The organism is Xanthocytophaga flava, from assembly GCF_030068545.1.
Classification (GTDB): domain Bacteria; phylum Bacteroidota; class Bacteroidia; order Cytophagales; family 172606-1; genus Xanthocytophaga; species Xanthocytophaga flava.
In genome coordinates this window covers 379,963-403,156 of record NZ_JASJOR010000002.1, presented here as the reverse complement: position 1 = coordinate 403,156, position 23,194 = coordinate 379,963, and the positions used below count along the sequence as shown (strand labels likewise).

Below are 23,194 nucleotides of genomic sequence, written 5' to 3'. Positions count from 1 at the left end.
ATGCGAAAGATATTTTTATTTACCTGTTTTAGCTTTCTGTTCTTCTCTGCTTGTACCAATGTAGATGAACATGTATATGATAAATACTCTGAAAAGGATTTCTATGGCTCTGCAGAAGGTGCCAATGTAGCTCTGGCTGGTGTATATGCCAAAATTGGGGGAAACTGGGGCGGTGTAGGATATGCTGGTGCAGATAACGGATGGTATGATCTGAATACTATGTCTACTGACGAGCAGGTAATTCCTCATCGAAATACAGGAGACTGGCAACTCGATTTTGCCCGTCTGCATCTTCATCAGTGGCTGCCTACTGACCTTATTGTTACCAATACCTGGAACTGGCTGTATAGTTCTATATTCTCTGCTAATCTGGCTGTAGCACAGTTAGAAAATGCCAATGCTGATCCTGCAAAAATTGCAGAAGCAAGAGTGTTGCGTGCCTTTTTCTATTATCTGCTGATGGATGATTATGGGAACGTACCCTTTTATACAGAGAATACCATTACAGTTGACAAATTGCCTCAGGTTAGTCGTGCAGAGATCTATCAGTTTGTGGTAAATGAGCTAACCAATAATGTAGACAAACTGTCTACTAATAAAGGCGGAGAATATTATGGACGATTTAACCGATGGGCAGGGTATGCATTACTGGCAAAAGTATATCTGAATGCCGAAGTATATACGGGCACTGCTAAATGGAATGAATGTCTGGCGGCTTGCGAAAAGTTAACAGAGGGAGGCTTTTCTCTTCATCCAGGGGCTGCCAATGCTTCCAGTCCGCTGGGCTATCAGTATTATGAGTTGTTTGGCGACAAACTGCCTGACGACGAAACGATCCTGGCTATCTATGTACAGGCAAACGTAGTTTCACGTAATATCTTTACCATACGATCTCTCAATGGACCTAACGCTCTGGCATTGTTCGGCTTTAATGGATGGAATGGTACCATTGTTCCCAAGTCCTATTATGAAAAATTTTCAGATGCTGATATACGAAAAAAACAGTTCCTAGTAGGAGCACAGCCTGGAGGTGTTACCTACACGCCAGAAGTAACTTCTTTAGACAACCCTGGTGCTGATCGCAATGCAGGTGTACGAAATATGAAGTTCTATCCTGTTACACCTATGGATGGTGGCGGTGCATCTAATGACTTTCCAATTTACCGCTATGCTGATATTCTATTGATGCAGGCAGAGTGCTATGTACGATTGGGGAATGCTTCGCAAGCTAAGTCTTTGGTAGATGCTGTACGGGTTCGGGCTGGACTAAATGCACTTACAGCTAACCCAACTCTGACAGATATATACAACGAACGGGTACTGGAACTCAACTGGGAAGGACATCACAGGCAGGATATGATCCGGTTTGGAACCTTTCTGCAACCCAATGATTTCAGAGGCGCTTCTGAGGAACATAGAAAGTTGTTTCCTATTCCTACCGATGCATTGAATACTAATCCTGCTTTAAAACAGAACCCTGGTTATTAATAAGCTATTCGTATGAGAAAATATATAAATATACTCCTTGTATTCTGTACCATATTGATAGGGGGGACTGCCTGTGAGAAGGATGCTGAACTAACCGTTTTGAAACCCGTATCTTTCACTGGTACTCCACAGATTTCTGCTGCTGATATTGTACTGAATAAGCAAAATAAAAATGAATCTGTACTAAGTATTTCCTGGCCAGAGGTATCTTTTCCAGTAAAGGCTCCTGTAACCTATACAGTCCAGATTGATGTACCTGCTGATACTCTCGGAACTACTGCCTGGGCTAATGCCAAAACTGTTACTGCCGGAGAGGATGTGCTGAGTAAATCTTTTCTGGGAAGCGATCTCAACAATCTGGCGAAAGGATTAGGATTAGTAGATGATCAGAAAGGAACGTTGGTGATGCGCGTACAGTCTACATTAGACAGATCTGTTTATTCCTCTGCTCTTGCTGTGGCCGTAACACCTTATTCAGAAGTAACACAGTTTCCTTCTGCTTTGTGGGTAGCAGGTGATTTTCAGGGCTGGAATGTCACTGCTGCTCCCACATTGATTTCTGAAAACAATGATGGTATCTATGAAGGCTACATTTACATCCCTCAAGGCGGAACCAACGAGTTTAAACTTTATGCACAGGCTGCCTGGGAACCGATGTCCTATGGAGATGCAGGAGGCAGCAAGATTATGGAAGCCAACTATGCAGGTGGTAACTTCAAAGCTCCTTCAGATGGTTATTACCTACTGGCTGTAAACCTGAATACCATGAGTTATCTGTTGTTGAAAACTTCCTGGGGAATTATCGGCGCGGCTACTCCGGGTGGTTGGGATGCTGATACACCGATGACATATGATGCAGCCACACAAACCTGGAAGGTGACGGCTGCTATGAAAGCCAACGGATCATTTAAGTTTCGGGCAAACAATGCATGGCAGCTTGACTTTGGTATAGATGCTAATGGAAAGCCAGCCTATGCCAATCATCCCTGGAGAACCTATGTAGATCAACCACAGTTCACCGTTCCCGATGATGGTAACTATACGATTACACTGGATCTGCACAAGGCGGGTAACTACAAGTACACACTCCAGAAAAACTGACTTATCCCAAATCCTGAAAAATGTAAGCTACTTCGAAAGAGGTAGCTTACTTTACCAATACTACTTATGATGAATTATAACAAGCTTAAAGGACTTATCTGGGCCTTTCTACTGATAACCGTTTCTGGTGCGTGCAAGAAAGATAGTCCTGGTCCTTCATTCTCCTATAAACAATATGGAAGTCCTTTTCAGGGAGTGCCAGAACGTCAGAATGCAGCCATCTATCAGGTAAATCTTAGGGCTTTTAGCGAAGCCGGAACCTTCAAAGGGGTGGAAGCCCGTTTGGACTCAGTTAAGGCATTAGGGATAAATGTTCTTTATCTGATGCCTATCTATCCGGTAGGAGTGGTAAACTCGGCGGGTGGTTTAGGCTCTCCCTATTCTATAAAGGATTATAAGGCTGTAAATCCGGAATTTGGTACACTGGAAAACCTTCGTGCCTTAGTAGATGCTGCTCATAGCAAAGGAATGGCAGTGATTCTTGACTGGGTTGCCAACCATACATCCTGGGATAACGAATGGATTACTGCTCACAAAGACTGGTACCAACAGGATAATTCAGGCAATGTGATCAGTCCTCCAGGCACAGGATGGTTGGATGTAGCTCAGCTAAACTATACCAATACAGAGCTTAGAAAAGCGATGATTGATGCAATGGCCTATTGGGTATATACAGCCAATGTCGATGGCTTCCGTTGTGATGCTGCTGATTATGTACCCTATAGTTTCTGGAAAGAAGCTATCGAATCACTACGAACCATCCAAAGCCACAAATTACTGATATTGGCAGAAGGTGGACGAAATGATCATTTCAAGGCTGGCTTTGATCTGCTGTATGGTTTTAACTTCTTCTATACCATGTCTGATAAAGTATTTGAAGAGAAGGGTTCGGTGACATTGCTGCAAAATGTCAATACAGCTGAATATGCCATTACTCCGGAAAGTACTCAAAGAGTAGTGCGTTACACTACTAATCATGACGTAAATCTGAGTGATGGTACTCCTTTAGAACTGTTTGGCGGAAAACAAGGATCTATGTCGGCCTTTGTTGTAGCTGCCTATATGAAAGGTGTGCCTATGATCTACAATGGTCAGGAAGTCGGACAGGCAACCCGCTTGCAATACTTTACCCGAACACCGATTAGCTGGAACACGGCAGATTATGGCATGGTAGCTGAATACAAAAAGCTGCTTGCTTTTTATAATGCAAGTAACACAGTACGTATGGGTGAATTACGGTCTTTTAGTAGTGATGATGTATGTGTATTTACCAAGCATGTGGAAGGGGAAACTATACTGGTAATAGCCAATCTGCGTAATAAAGCAGTTACCTATTCTGTGCCTGGTGCTTTGGTGAATACTGCCTGGACAGATGTATTTACCAATACCAGTACAGCTGTAAGCAACCAAATATCCTTGCCTGCATATAGCTATAAAGTGTTGAAAATAAATCAATAAACATATATTCAGAAATAGTTATCTTGAAGTGATAACCATTTCTGTTTTGTTTCATTTCTCATTTATGTATCCATGATTGCTGATAAAGTACTTAACAAAATACATTGTCGTTCTTTTCTGTCTATAAAGAGACTTTTAGTTGTGATACTTGTGTGCGGAAGCATAAGTCTGGCAGAAGCTCAACAGATTACTTCTCCCAATAAGAACTTCAGTCTAACCTTTAGTCTAAAAGAAAATGGAGTGCCGTTTTATGAACTAACCTTTAAAAGCAAACCTGTCATCAAATCCAGCAAACTTGGACTGGCTACTCGTCAGGGAGGTTCGTTTCTGGATGGATTTACTGTAACTGATGTAAAAACAACTTCCATTGATGAATCATGGGACCCTGTATTGGGTGAACAAAAAACAATCCGCAATCACTACCAGGAGTTGCTGGTAACACTTACCCAGCAGGCACAACAGGGACGATTTATGCGTATCCGTTTTCGTTTGTTTGACGATGGCCTTGGATTCCGTTATGAGTTTCCGATGCAGAGAGGGTTGAGTTATTTTATTGTAAAAGATGAGGTAACAGAGTTTAATCTCGCTGGTAATCATAAAATATTCTGGATTCCAGGTGATTATGATACAAATGAGTATCCATATACTACTTCTACGATTGCAGAAATACCTTCTCTGCAAAAGAAAGCTACTGTTCCGATTACAGCTCAGCAACCTATCAAAGCTCCTTCTGTACAAACACCCTGTATGATGAAATCAGCAGATGGGTTGTACATTAATATCCATGAAGCAGCACTAATAAACTATCCGGCTATGGACCTGGAAGTAGATGCTGCAACATTAAAAATGAAAACGCATCTGGTTCCTGACGCTGTTGGAAACCTTGCCTACATGCAAACCAATGCTCAGACTCCCTGGCGTACCATTGTGGTAAGTGATAAGGCAACAGACATTCTGGCATCACGGCTTATTCTTAATCTGAACGAACCAACCAAATACAAAGACGTATCCTGGATAAAACCTGTCAAGTATATGGGAGTTTGGTGGGAATATTTTGTAGCAGGCAAAAGCAACTGGGCTTACAGCACAGTAAACAATGTGAAGCTGACGGATAATTTTGCCGCCTTTCCACCTAGCGGACATCATGGTGCTACCAACGAAAATGTAAAGAAATACATCGACTTTGCCTCAGCCAATGGGTTTGATGCAGTACTGGTAGAAGGATGGAATGTAGGTTGGGAAGACTGGATTGGAAACTGGAAGGAAGAGGTATTCGACTTTGTTACCCCTTATCCGGATTTTGATGTAAAGATGCTTAGAGAGTATGCTGCCTCAAAAGGCATTAAAATAATCATGCACCATGAGACATCTGCAGCAGCTACCAATTACGAACGGCGTTTGGATAGAGCTTTTCAGTTTATGGTTGATAATGGATATAATGCTGTAAAAACAGGCTATGTAGGAGATATCATCCCTCGTGGAGAACATCATGATGGACAATGGATGGTAAATCACTACATTCATGTTGCGGATCGGGCTGCTGACTATAAGATTATGGTGAATAGTCACGAAGCGGTACGACCTACAGGATTAAACCGTACCTATCCCAATTGGATTGCACAGGAATCGGCGCGGGGAACAGAGTTTGAGGCAATGGCTGGACTTGCTCCTGAACATGGCACCATCCTGCCGTTTACACGACTAATGGGTGGACCTATGGATTATACGCCAGGTATTTTCCAGACAGATTTGTCTTATTATGGCACAGGAAGCAAACAACGTGTCAATACAACATTGGTCAAGCAACTAGCTTATTATGTAACTATGTACAGTCCGTTACAGATGGCAGCCGATATGCCTGAAAATTATGCCCGTTTTCCAGATGCCTTTCAGTTTATTAAAGATGTAGCGGTAGACTGGGACGATACCTACATACTTGAAGCTGAACCGGGAGATTATATAACCATAGCCCGTAAAGCCAAAGGAAAACAGGAATGGTATGTGGGTGGCATTACAGATGAGAACCGCCGTACAGCTACTATTTCATTTAGCTTCCTGCCGAAAGGAAAATCCTATATAGCGACTATCTATGCCGATGGTACAGATGCCAGCTATGATAAGAAGCCCCAGAGTTACACCATTCGTAAGGTATTGGTTTCCTCTTCCAGTGTATTAAAGCAGGTACTTGCTTCCAGTGGTGGGGTGGCAGTGAGTATAAAAGAAGGGACATCAGGAGAGATAAAAGGTCTAAAGAAGTTATAATAACTTTGAAGGCTTAAGTATATTCGAAAAGAAGAACTGTATAAACGGAGGCCATAGGTAACTGTCGGGTTACTTTTAGCCTCCGTTTTGTTTATCTAAAAGAAGCAGATTGAAGGTGTACTTCTATAAACTGTTGTCTGGAAGTTCTTTGTTTGTAATTTTATTCCTTATTTTATGAATCATAATAAAAGTTAGTAGTATTTTTTCTACCCGAACTAACAAGTGTAAGTTACTTCACAGGTTATAGTCGTCAGCAGAGTTGTATATCTTTTAAGAACTTTAGTATTTATGAGTGTGATCTCTATATGGAGAGGTCAATGACTCCTTTAATTATCCATAAGGCTATGACTCAATTTGTTCCTTTTGAAAAAGGTGTAGAAGTAAACGGACAAACCATTCTTGCAGTAGTATATGCCCTTCATGCAGGAAGAGATACCCGATGGGGTATCCTGGAAAAGCATGGACTGGGCAATGTACAGCCCGATCAATGGTATAGTCAGGAAAAGTGGTTGAATGCATTTCGTGATATTAGTAAGCATCTGGGAGATCCTACACTTTTTGTTATTGGAAAGGCCATTCCAGAAAATGCACTATTTCCTCCTGAAATAGATTCTCTGGAAAAGGCATTAAACAGTATTGATATTGCGTATCATATGAATCACCGTGGAGGAGCGATTGGAAGCTACAAGCTTACAAGCTTTGATGCTGCTAAAAGAGAAGCAATTATGGTGTGTCATAACCCATACCCTAGCGAGTTTGACAGAGGTATTATCACAACAATGCTCCGCAAATTTAAGCCAAAAGATTCCTACATAGCTGAAGTTAACCTTGATCAAACGAAAGAAACTCGCCAGGAAGGAAAAGAAACCTGTACTTATATTATTACCTGGTAATACCTTATTACACAAGTAGGAAAATCTGTGTTTTTTGACTTGTGCAAAAAACGATTCTACTATTTCTTTGCAATACAAAAACATAAAAGCAGCATTTAGGGCGGCTTTTCTCAGAGCATTAAGCTCCGAAGCCCGGCGGGAGTGCCGGGCTTTGTTTTTTCTATCTTTCCCCAATTATTCCTGTATTTTTGCTGAAAGCATCAACTGTAACAAGAGGTATTGTTTAGTAGGGCAATGTGTTTTGTAAAAGATACGTTTGCTTACAAAAGCACCACACAGATAGATTCTTCTATTGTTTGCACTCCAACTACATACAACATGATTGTACAAAATAAGGCCGTGATCCATCTGGCCGAACAACGGGGCTTTCTGAGTTCAGAAGGCCAGAAAAGTTATGTTACCTTCAATTTTGGTGAATATCAAAATGAACACCGGAAACCTTTTGGTGTGCTTCAGTTATGGAATGAAGAAATTCTTTCTGCAGAAAAGAGTATTGAGCTAACAGTACCTCAATCAGTAGATGTAGTACTTGTGCCATTGGCTGGGCTGATTGAATACAAAGACAGTAATGGTACAGAAAACTTCATTTCTGCCGGACAGATCTATGTAACCTCATTATCAGAGGGAACAAGTTATCAGCTTATCAATCCATTTGAGAAAGATGAGATTGTGATCTGTCTGCACATGTGGTTGACCAAGTTGACCAAGACAACAGATATCGCAGAGCCAACAGAACAAATTACCTTTAATTTGGATGAAACAAATCAGTTGCTACCGTTGATTGCTGTCACCACGAAACCCTATCAATGCTATATTGGCAAATACGATGGTCGTGTTAAAGGAGAATATACATTGACAAATAACCGTAATGGCATTTACGTTTTTGTCATTACCGGAGCTTTTGAAGTACAGGACAGATTGTTACATGCCAAAGATGCTCTGGCATTATGGGAAACCGAAAGTATAGATTTTGAAGCATTGTCAGAAGGGGCTATTCTTCTCTTATTTGAAGTTTCAGGTGAATTCCCTGCATAAGAGAGATGACCGGAATTCTGTTCATTTCCTGTGAATGATTCGAATTCCGATCAAAGCCTCTCAAAAAGTATTTCGTATGTGTTGAATGATCAAACAAAGAAGTGACCATTATTCGAATCACTTTTAGTTTTGACCATACTTCCGTTCACTTTCAACTTTGACTGGAGTTCCGGTCATTTTTTATTTTGACTGGTATTCCAGTCACTTGTCGGAAATATTCGATCTCTGTTCACTTTACAGAATGACTGGAGTTCTGTTCACTTTTGACAGTGACTGCAACTCCAGTCATTTTTTATTATAACCAGCATTTCGAGAGATATCCTCATTCATACTGATCGCTCGCTAAAGATATTTGGCAAGGTTTAACTCTACATCACTATATTGCTGCAATCCTTTATCCAATAAAGCTTTTATCCGTTGTCTGCTTTCTGGCCATTCCAGTGAAGCAAAGAAACGTTGTTGTGTTTCCTGCAAATGATCGTTTTGTGGAAGTGTGACTCTTTGGTTTATTGTAGCTTTGATTGATGTAATGGCTTGTTTGTCAAATGAGGAAACACGTTTGGCGAAATTATCTACAAACGCATCCAGTTCATTATCAGGAATAGCCCGGTTTACCCATCCATATGAAGCTGCTGTTTCTGCATTGTAATCATCTCCACTCATGATTACTTCTAATGCCTTCGCTCTCCCTATGAGTAACGGCAGGCGTTCCAGTCCACCCCCACCCGGAAAAGCACCGATACCAATTTCAGGTTGTGCAAAAATAGCTTTCTCCTTACTGGCAAACCGAATATCAAATGCCTGTATAAACTCGCTGCCTATCCCTCTTGCTCTCCCTCGTATAGAGGCAATGCTTACAAACGGAGCCTGCTCCAGGCGTTTGGCGAGATCTGGCCAGGCAATGGAGAGTCCTGTCTTACCTGGACCTTTAGGAAACGCTGCAATATCAATAAGTTCAACATGAGCAACAAAGAAATCGGGATTGGCACTTTCGAAAACTACAACTTTTAGGTTTTCATCTGCTTCCATCTGATCCAGTAATACCCGTAATTGATTGGAGAACTCTGCATCAAATATGTTGATAGGAGGGTTGTCAATCAGTACTTTCCAGTACCCCTGGTTTATTTTTTGTGTTGTGAAGATCATAGTAGAAGATTGAATTAGTTTGATAAGACAAAAGTAAATTCAACTTCCTGCTGGCAGTTAACACAAAGTACGGAATTGCTTATCCTTTTCCCTGATTTCGGATTTCGTTGGGTGAGACACCTTTTACTTTCTTAAAAAACCTTGAAAAATAAGGTACATTGTCAAATCCAAGCTGATAGGCAATATCGCTGATATTCATGTCGGTTTGTTGCAATAAAATCTCTGCCTGCTCAGCTACAAACTCGTGTATCAGAGTTATAGTACTTTTTCCTATTTCTGCTCTGACTAAATCGGTAAGATAATTGGGTGAAAGACTTAATTCCTGAGCAATAGAAGATACGGTAGGTATGTTTTGTACAGGTTGTGCTAAGTTGTTGTAATGATATTGCAACAACGCCTTTACTTTGGACGCGATGGAAATAGATTGAGTACCTACTTCGCGGAACTGTCTTTCGTAGAATAGCTCGGCATAGGTAAGTACAACATTGAGCAAGGATAAAATTACATCCTGATTGGCATTGCTTTTATGAGTGATCAATTCCTGATGAATTTTAGTAAATAGCCAGGTTATCGTTTCTTCTTCCTCTGGTGTAAGAAACAATGCATCCTTCACTTCATAACTGAAATATTTGTATTGTTTAACTTTATGAGCAACCGGATGTTTTTTGATCAGATCCGGATGAAAGACAAAAGAATACCCATCCCAGAATGTGAGACTATCCCAGGACACAATTTGTGCAGGTTCTGTAAATAACAGCAAACCGTTTTCTGTATTGTATTTTTTACTGCCATATTTAATATCACCTGTAAAGTTTTTTTTCAATGAAATTCTATACAGATTGACTTGTATCTCTTTACTTGATTGCGGGAAATTAGGAATAGACTCCTTACAAACCCTGCTATCCATTAATGGATGTGGAGGATTTGCCAGATTCAGATACTTGTTATAGGCTGTTATGTCATTGAATACTTTCACAAATGCAAAGATGTGAAAATTTTAGTTTGCTTTTGGCTGAGTGATGTTTTAGTAAATTACAGGTTTACATGTAGGCTTCCCTATAAAGTGAGCCAGTAGTAAGTATAGCTAGCTGGCATTGGTAAAGTCAAAGTGAAAACTTATGCATTTTTTCACACCCTCAAATTTTAGGGCATTTTATTTAGATTCTCTAATGTATACTCAAATAATGCATTATTTCTTTGATCTACTCCGGGTATACAACTAAATATGATGGCTATTCTATTATAGTCATATGGAAAGTCTTTAGTTAAAATTTTCCTATGTAACTGGTTTGCAAGATTATTTGCAATTTTTTTTAAGCTATCTTTTTCTGTAATAGCTCTGCAGGAAACGCTGTCCAGCACCAATATATAATACCCTTTTTCGCTAAAAATTTCATTACTACTTTTATTCCCCTTTCGAATTTTGGGGTTTACTTCTCGTTCAGTACGACAGTTGCATTGCCTTTCAAGTATGTCAATAAATGCTTTTTCCGGCATCGTTAAGGGTGGTTGTTCAGGTCGAGCCATACAACCAACAAAAAAAACGACAATTGCGACAAAAGCTAATCGGGATATCATATTATTCAAGGTTGATTTATCTTAAAAGACCTGTAAAAGTATTAGCATCATTATCAGTATATTTTTTTAGCGTACTCTTCTATACAATCATAATAGTTCTTGTATACTCAGGCAATAGCACTTATGTAAAGGTGTGTATGTCTGAAATGAAACATTTAAATTCTACTGATCATTAATAACTCTAGAGCAGGAAATTGTAATTGCATGCGGTCTGAAAATTGGAGGGTTACTGTACAGCTAAACATAAAGATGCCTCTCATTATCTGCATCCATTGATACCTCTAAAATAAGGAGAAACAACGAAGGTAAAACTCTAGTAAAACAAAACCAGAGCCTACTAAACATAAACTCTGGTTCTTACTAACTATCAAATGAACTTTACTTACCCCGGCAACTGATTATTAATCTGATATTGAGTGGCAGCTTTAATCTTCTTAGCAGAGCCTTTTTCAAAGTAATAATCAATCCGGCCCAGGTTAATGCCTGCCCATCCTACCTGATTGATGGTCGTAATATGTCCATCCAGATTCTTTACATCCTCAGGCTGATCCAGAAACGTATGCGTATGTCCTCCTATGATCAAGTCAATGTTACGGGTATTTTTGGCTAGGACCTGATCCGATACTTTTGACTCTTTGTAGTTATACCCTAAGTGAGATAAACAAATCACCAGATCGCAGGCATGGTCATTTTTAAGAATAGCAGCCATCTCATTACCCTTTTTAATTGGGTCCAGATAGATAGTATCTCCATAATTTTTCTTTTCTACCAATCCTGCCAGTTCAATGCCCAGACCAAAAACTCCTATCTTCAAACCATCTTTCTTAAATATCTTATAGGGTTGAGTAGAGTTTTTAAGAATAGTATTAGAGAAATCGTAATTGCTGACCAGAATCGGGAATTTGGCATGAGGCAATTGTTTATAAAAACCTTCCATTCCATTATCAAAATCATGATTTCCCATAGTGGCTGCATCATACCCCATATCCGTCATCATACGCATTTCCAGTTCACCATTGAACATATTAAAATAGGGCGTACCCTGGAAAATATCACCTGCATCCAGAAGTAATACATTTTTCTGTTCTTCCCGGATTTTTTTTATCAGCGCGGCTCTTCTGGCAACTCCACCCAGACCCTGATTACGTGATCCATCCATAGGGAAAGGTTCAATGCGACTATGAACATCATTGGTATGCAAAATGGTGAGCTTGTGTAGATCTCCTTCTTTCGCAAGAGTTTCTAAGGACTGTGTACTAAAGGCAAGAGAGGCTGCTGCAACTCCTGCTGCTTTCAGAAATTTTCTTCTGTCAAATTTTTGTGATTCTTCCATCGAGTTCTGCATTAATATCTTTACCTGCGTCAGTGGTTGTTCTAATAAAATTAATCAGGGCATCACGTATTTTTAGCCCTAAGGACCTTCTTTCAAGCGGATCTTTAAACCCACCCACATGATCACCACCATTGGCAACATAGTCAGATGTTAGTATCAAATAGGTTCTGTTCTTGTCAAATGGCTGTCCATTAATTAGTGGGTTAACAGGCTTCTGAGACTCAATTGTCATTCGAAGACCTGCTACAGGCTGCCCTCCCGAACGGGCAATAAAGTTTAACAGTTCTTCCACATCTGAGCCTTTGAGTTTCAGTACAACCATTTCATTTTCAAAAGGCATTAACTCAAACACATTCGACAAGTGAATGTCTCCTTTGGGAAGGCTGTTGCGCATGCCACCTTTGGTACTGGGAATAGCAAAGTCAATGGATGGATCTATTTTCTTTCCTTCTGCAAGAACAGCATCTGAAAAAAAGTTGCCCAGCAACGTTTCTGGTAAGTCATAGCTTTTGGTCAGTTCCTTGGCACAATGTCCGATTACCTGATTCATCTTTGCATCCATTTGCTCCTTATAGGGCCAGTAGGTTTTGACAATAGAGGAATCAACAGGAACTTGTGAGTCAATGGAATATTTCCCTCGATCACTGCTTACCAACGCATAGTGTGACTTGCAAGACCAGAGGATCGTAAGCAGATACAGGACTAGAATAGTTTCTAACTTAATTACAATCTTCATTAGGGTTATTTGGATTAAAAATGGTGGTTGACAGTTGCTGAAATTCCGAAGAACAGATTTATACTCTATTTCTTCTGTATTTCACAAGCTGATAAACCATGTATGGTTTGTTTATTGACTATTGCTTTAGTATTCTGTGACTGAATAATGGTAGGCTAAGCGTTAACGAATAAATAATCAGAAAAAAGCGTACACAGGAAATCTGTAATTTCCTCTCATTCTTCTTTTAAATTTATACAGTAATGTAAAAAACGCATCTTACTGTGCGCTGGCATCAAAGGAGATGCAAAAATAGAGAAATGTCTGCATTGCACAATCTACATCTTGTAAAAATTATAAAATAGATATACTAAACGCTATGCACATGGAAAGTAACCCAGCCATCAGGTTTGGGTGAGGTATTTCTTTTTTTGTAAAATATCTGTATTGTCAAAATAGAATTTTAAGGAAATTTTAAGGTTGTTTTTAAGCTTTTTTTAAGGTTGTGAGTTTATGTTTGTGGCATCTAGATTTGTATAGAATAGGATTATTCTATAATACGGTGTTTTAAGATATAGTTATGGTTGGGGGCACTGCCTCCAGCTATACTTTTGCCTCTTCTTTCCTGCAAACCTGCTTCAACAGAATTTCTATTCAAAAATGTGTATCTATGCAATTTCGTTTTCATGTATAGATATACCTCTGCGCTATTTGTTCAGATCCTTTTATATACACATGAATAGAAACAAAGAATTCCAACCATTATTAACCTTAGTATGTATCACAGTAGTCTGTTCAAACGAATAGAGCACAGACAATCTGTGAGCAGAAGTATTAACCCTTGTTCTTTTACTATGTTTGTACATTTTAGAAAAATTACTTTTCTGATTGCATTGCTCATATCGATAAGTTCATGTGTGGTAGGTAAAAAAAAGTATGATGCTGAGGTTGCACTGAAAAAAACAGCACAGCAGCAGCTAGATGATGCCTTAAAGAAAATTACTGCCTTACAGTCTGATACAAGTCAGTTGAATAACCAACTCCAGTATGTACGACAGGAATTGAAAGGATTGCTGGACAATTATCAGCAGTTGGAAACCAAATACAAACAAGCCAATGAACAACTGGCTAATCGACAAAAGACAAATGACCAATTGCGTACCGAGTTAAATCGTAGAGAAAAAGAGCTACAGGATAAGGAGGCAACCTTAGCTGAACGAGAAAAGCTGGTACAGGAATTACAGGACGCCATCCGTAAGAAGGAAGAAGCTTCAAAAGCATTGCTGGATCGTATTAAGGGTGCTCTCAGTGGATTTAACTCAGACGAGTTGTCCATTACGCTGAAAGATGGTTTGGTCTATGTATCTCTTTCGGATAAATTATTGTTTAAATCAGGTAAAACAGATGTAGATGCTAAAGGAAAGCAGGCACTTGGCCAATTGGCTACAGAACTTAATAAAAATCCGGACATACAGATTACCATAGAAGGTCACACCGATAATGTACCAATCAAAACAGCTGTTTTTAATGACAACTGGGATTTGAGTGTAATGCGGGCAACTTCCATTGTGCGATTACTTACCAAAGAGTACGATGTAGATCCCCGTAGATTGACGCCTTCCGGACGTAGTGAATACTTCCCGAAAGCAGCCAATACAACACCTGAAGGGAAAAGTCAGAATCGCCGTACTGAAATCATTCTTTCTCCTAAGCTGGATGAACTTTACCGGATACTGGAAGGAAAATAAATCATTCAGATATTGTAGAGAAATGCGGATACTCAGATATAGATCCGCATTTTTTGTTTCATCCTTATACTTTTTTGAGGAACAATCTTTTTATTTGCTTGGGATTACCTAATACAATCCTAGTGAGCGAAGAAAATCAACACCCTGAAAGTCTATCATCAGACGAATCTGCCTCAGTTGCAGATGAAGAATCTACACCATTCAGAGAAAAATCTGTTTTTACCCGATTGATAAGTTTCCTGGAAGCACGAACCAAACACGTAGCTTCTGAAAAGTGGCGTGAGCCAGTATTACAGGCAGTCCCTCTTTGGATTGCTTCCTTGCTTATCGGATTTATTGCTGTTGGATATGCCAAATTGTTTACTTGGATAGAGCATTGGAGTAGTGGCTGGATAGAGCAATATCCTTACCTGATATTTATTTTTGCTCCCGTTGCATTTCTACTTGGTTGGTGGATTGTACAACGATGGGCTCCCTTTGCCAGTGGAAGTGGAATACCGCAACTGATGGCCGCTATTGAGCTTTCCACTCCACGACGTTACAAAGAGGCTAGACGTTTTGTAAGTTTTCGGGTAATTGTAGTTAAGGTATTGAGTAGTATTTGTGTATTGTTGGGTGGAGGAGCAATCGGACGGGAAGGACCAACATTACAGATCGCAGGTTCTGTCTTTAATCTGGTCCATACGTATTTACCCAAACGCTGGCCTAATCTTTCTCAAAAACTCATGCTGATTACAGGTGGGGCAGCCGGATTGGCAGCTGCATTCAATACTCCATTGGGAGGGATTGTCTTTGTGGTAGAAGAACTAACACGCACACATCTGGTCCATTTTCGGACTGCAATATTTACCTCTGTAATTATTGCTGGTATGGCTGCACAATGGTTGTTGGGGCCATATTTGTATCTGGGATATCCTAAAGTACCCATTGCAGGTTTTTCATTTGTGTGGATAGTGTTACTAGCTAGTATAGCTTCTGGATTATTAGGCGCATTGTTCGGGCGAATTGCGTTTCTTATCTCCAGAGCAAAAAGAAGCTTAAAGACCAAATCTGCCCAGATTATGGTGGTACTAGCTTCTGGAGTGGCGTTTGCAGGAATGGTCTATTTGAGTGATATACAAAGCATGGGCTCAGGCAAAGAAGTAATGACTACCTTATTATTTGAAGGGCACAAGGAAAAAGAATGGACACTTCCATTAGTGCGCTTTATTGGTCCACTTCTAACCTATGCCAGTGGTGCAGCCGGAGGAATATTTGCGCCTTCATTGTCTGCGGGTGCTACTATCGGATATGTATTATCTGAATTACTAGGTGTGCCTCCGGAAAGCTATAATCTGGTTATTCTGGTAAGTATGGTAGGATTTCTGACAGGTGTAACCCGTTCTCCTTTTACATCTGCTATTCTTGTATTGGAAATGACCGATCGGCATTCGGCTATTTTTCATCTTATGCTGGCAGGAATGGTAGCTTCTTTGGTTGCCTTGCTGATAGACAAAGAATCTTTCTATGAACGAATCAAAAAACAATATCTGCAAGTTATGTAATGATATTGAACAGATGTATAGAATCAGATTAGTAAGCCAGATGACAATATGGTAATAACAATAACTTTGTAGTTCTAATGAATAAGTATCAGATCTGATAGGTAAATTCAAGAAAGGCAGACGGGGGCAGAGTTACTTTTTGTTTTTTGCGGGATTAATAGTAGAAGCTCTCCTCAACACTTTCCTGGACTACTATTGGTATGCAGCGCTCTTCATCTAGTACACCTAAATCTGATCTGGACAGACTGACAATCTTTACGTTTTTGTGGGCTGTCGTTCGTTTTTTTCATCAGATCTCCTTTCCGGAATGGTATTACGAGCGTGAGTGGGAAGGAGTGTTAGTGATGTTGGTATTGGTTTTATGTCTGGTACGTCCGCAATCACTCATCCTACTTATAGCATTATTAACAACCAGTCTAGTTCGAACATTTATCTGGATGCCTTTTAATCCCAATCATATTCTCTTTGAGTGGGTTGTGGATGCTGCAATTCTGATATGTATCCTGTTTGCAATTGTACAAAATAGGAACAGGAAAAATGAATTAGCATTTCGTAATGATCTATTCGATTCGTTTGCACCGATTGCACGAATAAGTATATGTATTCTATACTTCTTTGGCGTATTTCATAAGTTGAATACTGACTACCTGAAGATTCCGATTTCTTGTGGCGCTGTGCTTTTACAGGAGATTGCTGATAGAATGTATCCTATGGTAGTGGGAGATGTTCCCAAACTTATTGCCATGTGGGGAACACTGATTATTGAATCACTTATTCCTGTACTTCTTATTGGCAAGAAAACACGAAAGTGGGGGATTTTGCTTGGGCTCGTCTTTCACTTTATGCTTTCTTTTCATCCACATAGGGGAATATATAGTTTTTCATCATTGATGCTCGGTTATTTTAGTTTGTTTCTTCCTCAAAATGCCCCTCTTTTACTGAAGGAAAGCTATCTTTCTTTCAAAGCCAGATATAGGCTTTTGCCTGGCTGGCAACGTTGGTTGATAGGTTTGGGAATTCCAACTGGGTTTGTAGCCTATCTGGGTTATATGCGAATGCATGCAACCAATGGATATGAAAATGTGATGCAGATAGGTTTTGTGTTGTGGTGTGCTTGGGCAATAGTAACATTACTAGTTTATATGCTGGTTTTTATACCTGCCAAATGGGAGTTTACACCTTCTTTCTTTAAGCTTCCGAGTCGTTGGGCTATTATTGTCTTTTTACTTTTACTCTTGAATGGCTTGTCGCCTTATCTGGGTTTTAAGACTCAGACAAGCTTTTCAATGTTTAGCAATCTCCGTACAGAAGGAGGAAAAACCAACCACCTACTGATGCCTAATGCAATAATAACCCATCAATGGCAGGATAATCTGGTACATATTACCCGGACAGATGCCCCTAATCTGCGTGATTTTGCAGATGGCAGAAGGATGCTTACCTATTTTGAATTACATCGGCTAGCTAGTGTAAATCAGCAGGACTTTTTTGTTGAGTACCAACAAGGCAACCAATCCAAAAAACTGATTGTAAAGAATGGCGTAAGCTCTGATCCGGAATTGACAACGCCTCTTTCTTTACTGAACTATAAGTTTATACGCTTTCGTCCTGTTTTTAAAGATACATGCTACTGTCAGCATTGATAGACTAGTTAGACTATTCATTTGGCTCAGATAAATAAAAAAAGGTGTGTTATGACTCATAACACACCTTTTTTTATTGAGAAAATCTATTGATAGGAGATTAGACTATTTTCAGTACCTGAGGACGGAATTCTGCCACTTTCAGTTGTGTATCATCCACATACCATACACAGGTAATCTCATCGGATGCAATACTTTTTACCTGCATCTCCGGACATGGAAAATCGGGGCAGTCATAGATAAGCTTTACCTTATCTCCAATGTGTAGTATATGTTTAAGGGCTGTCGCTGATACAGATGTGATAGGAAATATCTCTTTCTGGATCTCTCGGCTGGAAGAAGCATTACCCAGTGCATTTTTTCTGCTATTGAGAATATTTAGTAAAGTTGCGAACATAGAATGTTGATTTTAACAGGTAAGGAAATCTTCATATTTGCTTTCTTAAAAGTGTGAAAAGTTAAAATATAAAACAATAAAATGCAATTATTTTTTCCTGTATCCTTAAGCTTCTGTATTTGTTTGTAGTACAATCTGTAATAAATATATTGGCTAGTGTATTGATATACAGAGCAATTGAAAATAATAATCCTCACAATAGGTCGCTCAGATCATAGAATTTTACATTTTTTTGCCCAATCTTAGATATTTATATCTTATCATGTAATCCTTGTACTTTCAGAGCAGATTTTATATAGCACCTTTGTGTTATCAATTTTAACACAAAGAAACATGATCACATTAAATGAAAAAGTAGTTTTGGTTACAGGAGCCTCCAGAGGTATAGGCGCTTCTCTGGCCCAGTCGTTTGCTGAAAACGGCGCAAAAGTTATTGTAAACTATGCAGGAAGTAAAGACGCTGCAGAAAAAGTAGTAGCCAATATCAAACAAAAAGGTGGAGATGCTATGGCTGTGCAGGCTGATGTTAGTAAGCCTGCGGATGTTAAAAACCTATTTGATACAGCGATTGCACAGTATGGCAGAATTGATGTCCTGGTGAATAATGCAGGGATCATGATTACAAAGACGATCAAGGATACCACAGATGAAGAGTTTGACCGCCACTTTGATATCAATGTAAAAGGAGTTTTTAATACACTGAGAGAAGCCGCTACCCGGCTGTCTGATAATGGAAGTGTCATCAACTTTTCTACCTCTGTAAACCGGTTGATGTTGCCGGGATATGGAACCTATGTAGCTACCAAATCAGCTGTAGAACAATTGACCCGGATTTTTGCCAAAGAAGTAGGAGCAAGAGGGATCAATGTCAATTCTGTTTCGCCCGGACCTACTGATACAGAACTCTTCACCAACGGCAAATCAGAAGAGTTAATTAACCGCCTGGCATCCTTATCTGCATTCAATCGCATTGGCAAGCCGGAAGATATTGTCCCTATTGTATTGTTTCTGGCAAGTGATGAGGCCAAATGGATCAGTGCTCAGAATATAGGGGCTAATGGAGCTATGGCATAATTTCTCTGTTGATTCTCGTTTACATTCAATTCATACAAACTATGCATACCTTACAAAATAAAGTGGCTCTGATAACCGGATCAGCACGGGGATTGGGAAAAGCTATTGCAGAGCGATATGCAGCCCTGGGAGCTAATATTGTAATCAACTATTCAAAAGATAAAGTAGCAGCTGAAGAAGTCGTAAGTACTATTGCTGCTATGGGAGTAAAGGTAATAGCTGTGCAGGCCGATGTAAGCAAAGTAGCAGACTTGGAACGGCTGTTTGAAGAAGCTAAAAAAGCTTTCGGGAAAATAGACATCGTAGTAGCCAATGCAGGTATTGAGCTGGTTGAGACTCCTGTCACTGAATTTACAGAAGAGCAATTTGACCGGGTATTTTCAATCAATACCAAAGGCTCTTATTTTACGTTGCAACAGGCTGCCCGCCATGTAGAAGATCATGGAAGAATTATTTACATCGCTTCCAGTACCACCTCTTTTCCTGTTCCAGGTATGGCCGTATATGGCGGCAGCAAAACAACACCCCGTTATCTGGTCGACATATTATCAAAAGAGATTGGACATCGGGGAGTTACCGTCAACTCCATTATACCTTTTGCTGTAGATCATGCCGGAATTTTTGCAGAGGCAGACAGTTACCCGGCTCTGCGTAAACAATTACTGGATAGTTGCCCAATGGGACGACTGGCAGAGGTAGAAGATGTAGCCAATGTAGCGGAATTCTTTGCAAGTGATCTTTCTTCGTTTGTCAATGGACAACACCTACTGGTGAATGGGGGAGCAACCAATTAACCTTCATATCTCAACCTTACCCAGAGCAGAGCAAATCTTGTTCTGCTCTGGGTAATAAACCCAAAAAGTCATGATACTTAAGGTAGTCAATGCAATATTGATCTTGTTTGCTGTATATATGGGAATAAAACAGGGATGGGCTATGCTCACAGGAAAGCCAGAAATGCTGGATATGTTCAGAAAATGGAACGTTAACGAAACAGGATTACTGGTATATGGGGGGATAACACTGCTTAGTGCCTTACTCATCCTCTATCCCAAAACGTTTTTATGGGGAAATTTTCTGATGGCAGCAGCTATCCTGCTTCTTATTTGTCTGCATCTGCAGGAGCAGAATCTGAAAGGGGTAGGGATTGAAATACCTTTTTTTCTGCTGAATCTGGTAATTATCTATCTGCAACATCCATTAGCCAAAATTCATTGATGTGAAAGCATTGATTTGTTCACTGGTTGGTATGCTGATATCAGTTACAGGATATTCTCAAAAAGTAGAGAAAAGGTCTCAACACACACAAATAGCTATGAATACTGATAAACTCACAAATACAATTGTACGAAAAGCCATAGAAGCTTTGCAGGCAGGAGATAAAATGGCATGGTTCCCTTTGTTTACCGAACAAGCTGAACTCTTTGATGATGGTCATTCCATGAATTTCAAAAACTTTTTTGAGCAAGCGCTAGGGCATGAACGTTTTACCAGCATTGACAAAGTAGAAAATAATGGATTGGATATCTATGGAAAGTTCCATAGTGATCAATGGGGTGATTTTAAGACATATTTTAAGTTCCGGATCAATGCAGACGGGAAGATCAATCGCCTGGATATTGGACAGGTACAGTATTGACCAGAAAGGGGATTTCGTTTTCTTACAATTTTTAGTTATCGGGTGTGTCTAATTTTGAATCACTAAACAATAAAAATTATGACGACATCCAACATTCTTTCGATTTTGATTACAGGCGCTACAGGAACCATTGGTAGCGAACTAGCCAGACAATTATCTGCTCAAGGTATACCTTTTCGGGCACTGGTACGATCTCTGGAAAATACACAGGAACTTGCCTCCCTACCGGGAGCCGAACTAATAGTCGGTGATATGAGCAACGACAAAAGTATTGAAAAGGCTCTAACAGGTATAGAAAAAGCATTTCTGCTTACCAACTCAAGCGAACAGGCTGAACAGCTACAACTCAATTTTGTAGATAGTGCCATGCGGGCAGGTGTAAGACACATTGTCAAACTGTCTCAATTTGCTGCAGATGTAAATTCTCCTGTACGTTTTCTGCGGTATCATGCTGCAGTGGAGCAGAGAATCAAAGAGTCTGGAATAGACTATACTTTTCTCCGGCCTAACCTATTCATGCAGGGATTGTTTGGTTTCAGAGAACCTATTGCAAAACAGAATAAATTTTTTGCATCAGTCGGAGAGGCTAAAATAAGTCTGGTAGATATACGGGACATTGCTGCCGTTGCTGCTAAAGCGTTAACAAGCCCAGGACACGAAGGTAAGATATATAACCTGACAGGTCCTCAGGCATTGTCCCATCAGGAAATTGCGGAATATCTTTCTCATGAATTAAAACGATCTATTCTGTTTATCAACGTTTCCCCTGAAGACATGCGAAATGCCCTACTGTCTGTTGGTTTTCCGGAATGGCAGGCCGATGGTTTGATTGAAGACTATGCACACTATGCCCGGGGAGAGGCTTCTGCTATTTCTTCAGATATAGAAGTTATAACAGGACAGTCTGCGCGGAGCTTTGACAACTTTGTGAAGGAGTATGCAAGCTTATTCTCCTGAAAAGAATGTGATGCATTCGTTATTATCTTCTGTTGGCAGAGATACCTCCGGGCAGAAGATGATTTATCTTTTATATTTTATACTAGACTTTTGAAAAAATGTTTTTTTTGCAAAAAGGCTTTCTCTTACAAACGATATAGCATTTCTCAATATGTTTGGGAATGGTATTGGGTAATAGTTTGTATGCTGGATTGTCATTGTAAAACAAACATTCTTTACGTTAGGAATGAAAGAAGTAGAACAAAAGCTGATATATAATACACTAAGAGAGCAATATATTTCTTTAGATCTGCCTACAGACTCTATAGATGCACAATCTGAATTTACCATACATAACCTGAAAGATATTCACAATCAATTACCTTATAGGTCACCTGTATACCGGACTAATTTTTTCTCATTTGTTTTTGTGAAAGAAGGCGCAGGTCAGTATACTACAGATGAACAGGTTTTTGTAACAGTACCAGGTACCATTTATTTTACCAATCCCGGACATTTTAAGTCATTTGAATGGCGAATGCTGGAAGAAGTATACCTGATTACATTGAGCGAAGCTTTTCTGAAAGAAAATGTACATGCAGATATATTTGAAGAGTTCCCTTTCCTGCTTGCAGAAACCGTTTCTCCAAGGGTATTGCCTCCTGATCAGTTTGCTGAATTTGAAACCTTATACCAGTTGATTCTAAAAGAATATACAGGTAATTCGTCTTATAAAAATAAGATGATCGGCAATCTGTTTGTGGTGTTGTTATTAAAAATCAAGGATTACTTTTGGAATGATTACAATCCTATTTATGAGGGCAATCGAAGTTCTTATATTGTGAAGACCTTTAAACAGACACTGGAAAAACATTTTCGGGACTTAAGCAAAGGTCTGGTTGATAAACCGCTTAGAGTGCAGGATTATGCAGATGCACAAAATCTGCATCCCAACTATCTCAGTAATGTAATAAAGACGAAAACGGGGAAATCTATCAGCACCTGGATTACGGAAAAGACTATTACCGAAGCCAAGTCATTGCTACAAAATTCATCTGTGTCTGTTAAAGAAATTGCATTTCTGTTAGGATTTTCGGAATCGACACACTTTAGTAATTACTTTAAAAAATACACCCAACTATCACCTGTTGCTTATCGGAAGCAACACACTAGTACCTAACTGGAACTAACCATAAAAATGTGA

General features: G+C 39.6%; 21 protein-coding genes. 15 read left to right on the top strand and 6 right to left on the bottom strand.

What is annotated here, in order from left to right; translation table 11 throughout:
- From QNI15_RS04450 to QNI15_RS04425, 6 genes are all read left to right on the top strand, one after another.
- Entirely contained in the window at window positions 1-1,488 is a 1,488-nt protein-coding gene (locus tag QNI15_RS04450) for a RagB/SusD family nutrient uptake outer membrane protein (protein WP_314030738.1), read from the top strand.
- A 12-nt stretch (window positions 1,489-1,500) separates the two neighbouring features.
- Entirely contained in the window at window positions 1,501-2,589 is a 1,089-nt protein-coding gene (locus tag QNI15_RS04445; protein WP_314030736.1) for a SusE domain-containing protein, read from the top strand.
- Between the two features lie 66 nt (window positions 2,590-2,655).
- Window positions 2,656-4,047: an alpha-amylase family glycosyl hydrolase gene (locus QNI15_RS04440; protein ID WP_314030735.1), complete on the top strand. Its 1,392-nt coding sequence runs from the start codon at window positions 2,656-2,658 to the stop codon at window positions 4,045-4,047.
- Between the two features lie 72 nt (window positions 4,048-4,119).
- Window positions 4,120-6,309, top strand: coding sequence for a glycoside hydrolase family 97 protein (locus QNI15_RS04435; RefSeq protein ID WP_314030733.1), 2,190 nt, complete (start codon window positions 4,120-4,122; stop codon window positions 6,307-6,309).
- Window positions 6,310-6,653: 344 nt separating this feature from the next.
- Window positions 6,654-7,202, top strand: coding sequence for a hypothetical protein (locus QNI15_RS04430; protein ID WP_314030731.1), 549 nt, complete (start codon window positions 6,654-6,656; stop codon window positions 7,200-7,202).
- A 318-nt stretch (window positions 7,203-7,520) separates the two neighbouring features.
- Entirely contained in the window at window positions 7,521-8,237 is a 717-nt protein-coding gene (locus tag QNI15_RS04425) for a pirin family protein (RefSeq protein WP_314030730.1), read from the top strand.
- Window positions 8,238-8,579: 342 nt separating this feature from the next.
- On the opposite strand, the gene QNI15_RS04420 is transcribed toward QNI15_RS04425, so the two are convergent.
- The 5 genes from QNI15_RS04420 to QNI15_RS04400 form a co-directional block, all read right to left on the bottom strand.
- On the bottom strand, window positions 8,580-9,383 hold the full coding sequence (locus QNI15_RS04420; protein WP_314030729.1) for an enoyl-CoA hydratase/isomerase family protein: 804 nt from the start codon (window positions 9,381-9,383) through the stop codon (window positions 8,580-8,582).
- Between the two features lie 79 nt (window positions 9,384-9,462).
- Entirely contained in the window at window positions 9,463-10,359 is an 897-nt protein-coding gene (locus QNI15_RS04415; protein ID WP_314003018.1) for an AraC family transcriptional regulator, read from the bottom strand.
- A 167-nt stretch (window positions 10,360-10,526) separates the two neighbouring features.
- Window positions 10,527-10,961, bottom strand: coding sequence for a hypothetical protein (locus QNI15_RS04410; RefSeq protein WP_314003020.1), 435 nt, complete (start codon window positions 10,959-10,961; stop codon window positions 10,527-10,529).
- A gap of 382 nt (window positions 10,962-11,343) precedes the next feature.
- The gene (locus tag QNI15_RS04405; RefSeq protein ID WP_314003022.1) at window positions 11,344-12,294 is read right to left on the bottom strand and encodes a bifunctional metallophosphatase/5'-nucleotidase; all 951 of its coding nucleotides are present in this window, start codon (window positions 12,292-12,294) and stop codon (window positions 11,344-11,346) included.
- Window positions 12,272-13,030 (bottom strand): 5'-nucleotidase, encoded by a 759-nt coding sequence (locus QNI15_RS04400; RefSeq protein ID WP_314030727.1) that lies wholly within the window; start codon window positions 13,028-13,030, stop codon window positions 12,272-12,274. The genes QNI15_RS04405 and QNI15_RS04400 overlap by 23 nt, the downstream gene beginning before the upstream one ends.
- A gap of 833 nt (window positions 13,031-13,863) precedes the next feature.
- Here QNI15_RS04400 and QNI15_RS04395 point away from each other — a divergent pair.
- The 3 genes from QNI15_RS04395 to QNI15_RS04385 all read left to right on the top strand — a co-directional run bounded on the left by QNI15_RS04395 (window position 13,864) and on the right by QNI15_RS04385 (window position 17,944).
- A complete protein-coding gene (locus QNI15_RS04395; RefSeq protein WP_314030726.1) occupies window positions 13,864-14,757 on the top strand; it encodes an OmpA family protein in 894 nt (297 codons plus the stop codon).
- Between the two features lie 122 nt (window positions 14,758-14,879).
- Window positions 14,880-16,301 carry a chloride channel protein gene (locus QNI15_RS04390; protein WP_314030724.1) on the top strand — a complete coding sequence of 474 codons (1,422 nt, stop codon included), beginning with the start codon at window positions 14,880-14,882 and terminating at the stop codon, window positions 16,299-16,301.
- Between the two features lie 200 nt (window positions 16,302-16,501).
- On the top strand, window positions 16,502-17,944 hold the full coding sequence (locus tag QNI15_RS04385) for an HTTM domain-containing protein (protein WP_314030722.1): 1,443 nt from the start codon (window positions 16,502-16,504) through the stop codon (window positions 17,942-17,944).
- A 100-nt stretch (window positions 17,945-18,044) separates the two neighbouring features.
- Here QNI15_RS04385 and QNI15_RS04380 read toward each other — a convergent pair whose 3' ends face one another.
- Window positions 18,045-18,341, bottom strand: coding sequence for a hypothetical protein (locus tag QNI15_RS04380; RefSeq protein WP_314003032.1), 297 nt, complete (start codon window positions 18,339-18,341; stop codon window positions 18,045-18,047).
- Window positions 18,342-18,674: 333 nt separating this feature from the next.
- On the opposite strand from QNI15_RS04380, the gene QNI15_RS04375 reads away from it, so the two are divergent.
- From QNI15_RS04375 to QNI15_RS04350, 6 genes are all read left to right on the top strand, one after another.
- Window positions 18,675-19,415, top strand: a complete 741-nt coding sequence (locus QNI15_RS04375) for an SDR family oxidoreductase (RefSeq protein WP_314003034.1) — start codon at window positions 18,675-18,677, stop codon at window positions 19,413-19,415.
- 41 nt (window positions 19,416-19,456) lie between these two features.
- The gene (locus tag QNI15_RS04370; RefSeq protein WP_314003036.1) at window positions 19,457-20,209 is read left to right on the top strand and encodes an SDR family oxidoreductase; all 753 of its coding nucleotides are present in this window, start codon (window positions 19,457-19,459) and stop codon (window positions 20,207-20,209) included.
- Window positions 20,210-20,279: 70 nt separating this feature from the next.
- Window positions 20,280-20,633 (top strand): hypothetical protein, encoded by a 354-nt coding sequence (locus tag QNI15_RS04365; protein WP_314003038.1) that lies wholly within the window; start codon window positions 20,280-20,282, stop codon window positions 20,631-20,633.
- Window positions 20,634-20,730: 97 nt separating this feature from the next.
- Window positions 20,731-21,054 (top strand): hypothetical protein, encoded by a 324-nt coding sequence (locus tag QNI15_RS04360; protein ID WP_314030721.1) that lies wholly within the window; start codon window positions 20,731-20,733, stop codon window positions 21,052-21,054.
- 78 nt (window positions 21,055-21,132) lie between these two features.
- On the top strand, window positions 21,133-22,011 hold the full coding sequence (locus QNI15_RS04355) for an SDR family oxidoreductase (protein ID WP_314030719.1): 879 nt from the start codon (window positions 21,133-21,135) through the stop codon (window positions 22,009-22,011).
- Between the two features lie 226 nt (window positions 22,012-22,237).
- Window positions 22,238-23,170 carry an AraC family transcriptional regulator gene (locus QNI15_RS04350; RefSeq protein WP_314030718.1) on the top strand — a complete coding sequence of 311 codons (933 nt, stop codon included), beginning with the start codon at window positions 22,238-22,240 and terminating at the stop codon, window positions 23,168-23,170.
- Window positions 23,171-23,194 lie beyond the last annotated feature (24 nt).

Bases quoted from the DNA above. Each gene is read 5' to 3' on its own strand.
- QNI15_RS04370 (WP_314003036.1), top strand. From the start codon at position 19,457: ATGCATACCTTACAAAATAAAGTGGCTCTGATAACCGGATCAGCACGG.
- QNI15_RS04430 (WP_314030731.1), top strand. From the start codon at position 6,654: ATGACTCAATTTGTTCCTTTTGAAAAAGGTGTAGAAGTAAACGGACAA.
- QNI15_RS04425 (WP_314030730.1), top strand. From the start codon at position 7,521: ATGATTGTACAAAATAAGGCCGTGATCCATCTGGCCGAACAACGGGGC.
- QNI15_RS04365 (WP_314003038.1), top strand. From the start codon at position 20,280: ATGATACTTAAGGTAGTCAATGCAATATTGATCTTGTTTGCTGTATAT.
- QNI15_RS04395 (WP_314030726.1), top strand. From the start codon at position 13,864: ATGTTTGTACATTTTAGAAAAATTACTTTTCTGATTGCATTGCTCATA.
- QNI15_RS04400 (WP_314030727.1), bottom strand. From the start codon at position 13,030: ATGAAGATTGTAATTAAGTTAGAAACTATTCTAGTCCTGTATCTGCTT.
- QNI15_RS04380 (WP_314003032.1), bottom strand. From the start codon at position 18,341: ATGTTCGCAACTTTACTAAATATTCTCAATAGCAGAAAAAATGCACTG.
- QNI15_RS04450 (WP_314030738.1), top strand. From the start codon at position 1: ATGCGAAAGATATTTTTATTTACCTGTTTTAGCTTTCTGTTCTTCTCT.
- QNI15_RS04355 (WP_314030719.1), top strand. From the start codon at position 21,133: ATGACGACATCCAACATTCTTTCGATTTTGATTACAGGCGCTACAGGA.
- QNI15_RS04360 (WP_314030721.1), top strand. From the start codon at position 20,731: ATGAATACTGATAAACTCACAAATACAATTGTACGAAAAGCCATAGAA.
- QNI15_RS04405 (WP_314003022.1), bottom strand. From the start codon at position 12,294: ATGGAAGAATCACAAAAATTTGACAGAAGAAAATTTCTGAAAGCAGCA.
- QNI15_RS04385 (WP_314030722.1), top strand. From the start codon at position 16,502: ATGCAGCGCTCTTCATCTAGTACACCTAAATCTGATCTGGACAGACTG.
- QNI15_RS04435 (WP_314030733.1), top strand. From the start codon at position 4,120: ATGATTGCTGATAAAGTACTTAACAAAATACATTGTCGTTCTTTTCTG.
- QNI15_RS04375 (WP_314003034.1), top strand. From the start codon at position 18,675: ATGATCACATTAAATGAAAAAGTAGTTTTGGTTACAGGAGCCTCCAGA.
- QNI15_RS04445 (WP_314030736.1), top strand. From the start codon at position 1,501: ATGAGAAAATATATAAATATACTCCTTGTATTCTGTACCATATTGATA.
- QNI15_RS04350 (WP_314030718.1), top strand. From the start codon at position 22,238: ATGAAAGAAGTAGAACAAAAGCTGATATATAATACACTAAGAGAGCAA.
- QNI15_RS04410 (WP_314003020.1), bottom strand. From the start codon at position 10,961: ATGATATCCCGATTAGCTTTTGTCGCAATTGTCGTTTTTTTTGTTGGT.
- QNI15_RS04440 (WP_314030735.1), top strand. From the start codon at position 2,656: ATGATGAATTATAACAAGCTTAAAGGACTTATCTGGGCCTTTCTACTG.
- QNI15_RS04420 (WP_314030729.1), bottom strand. From the start codon at position 9,383: ATGATCTTCACAACACAAAAAATAAACCAGGGGTACTGGAAAGTACTG.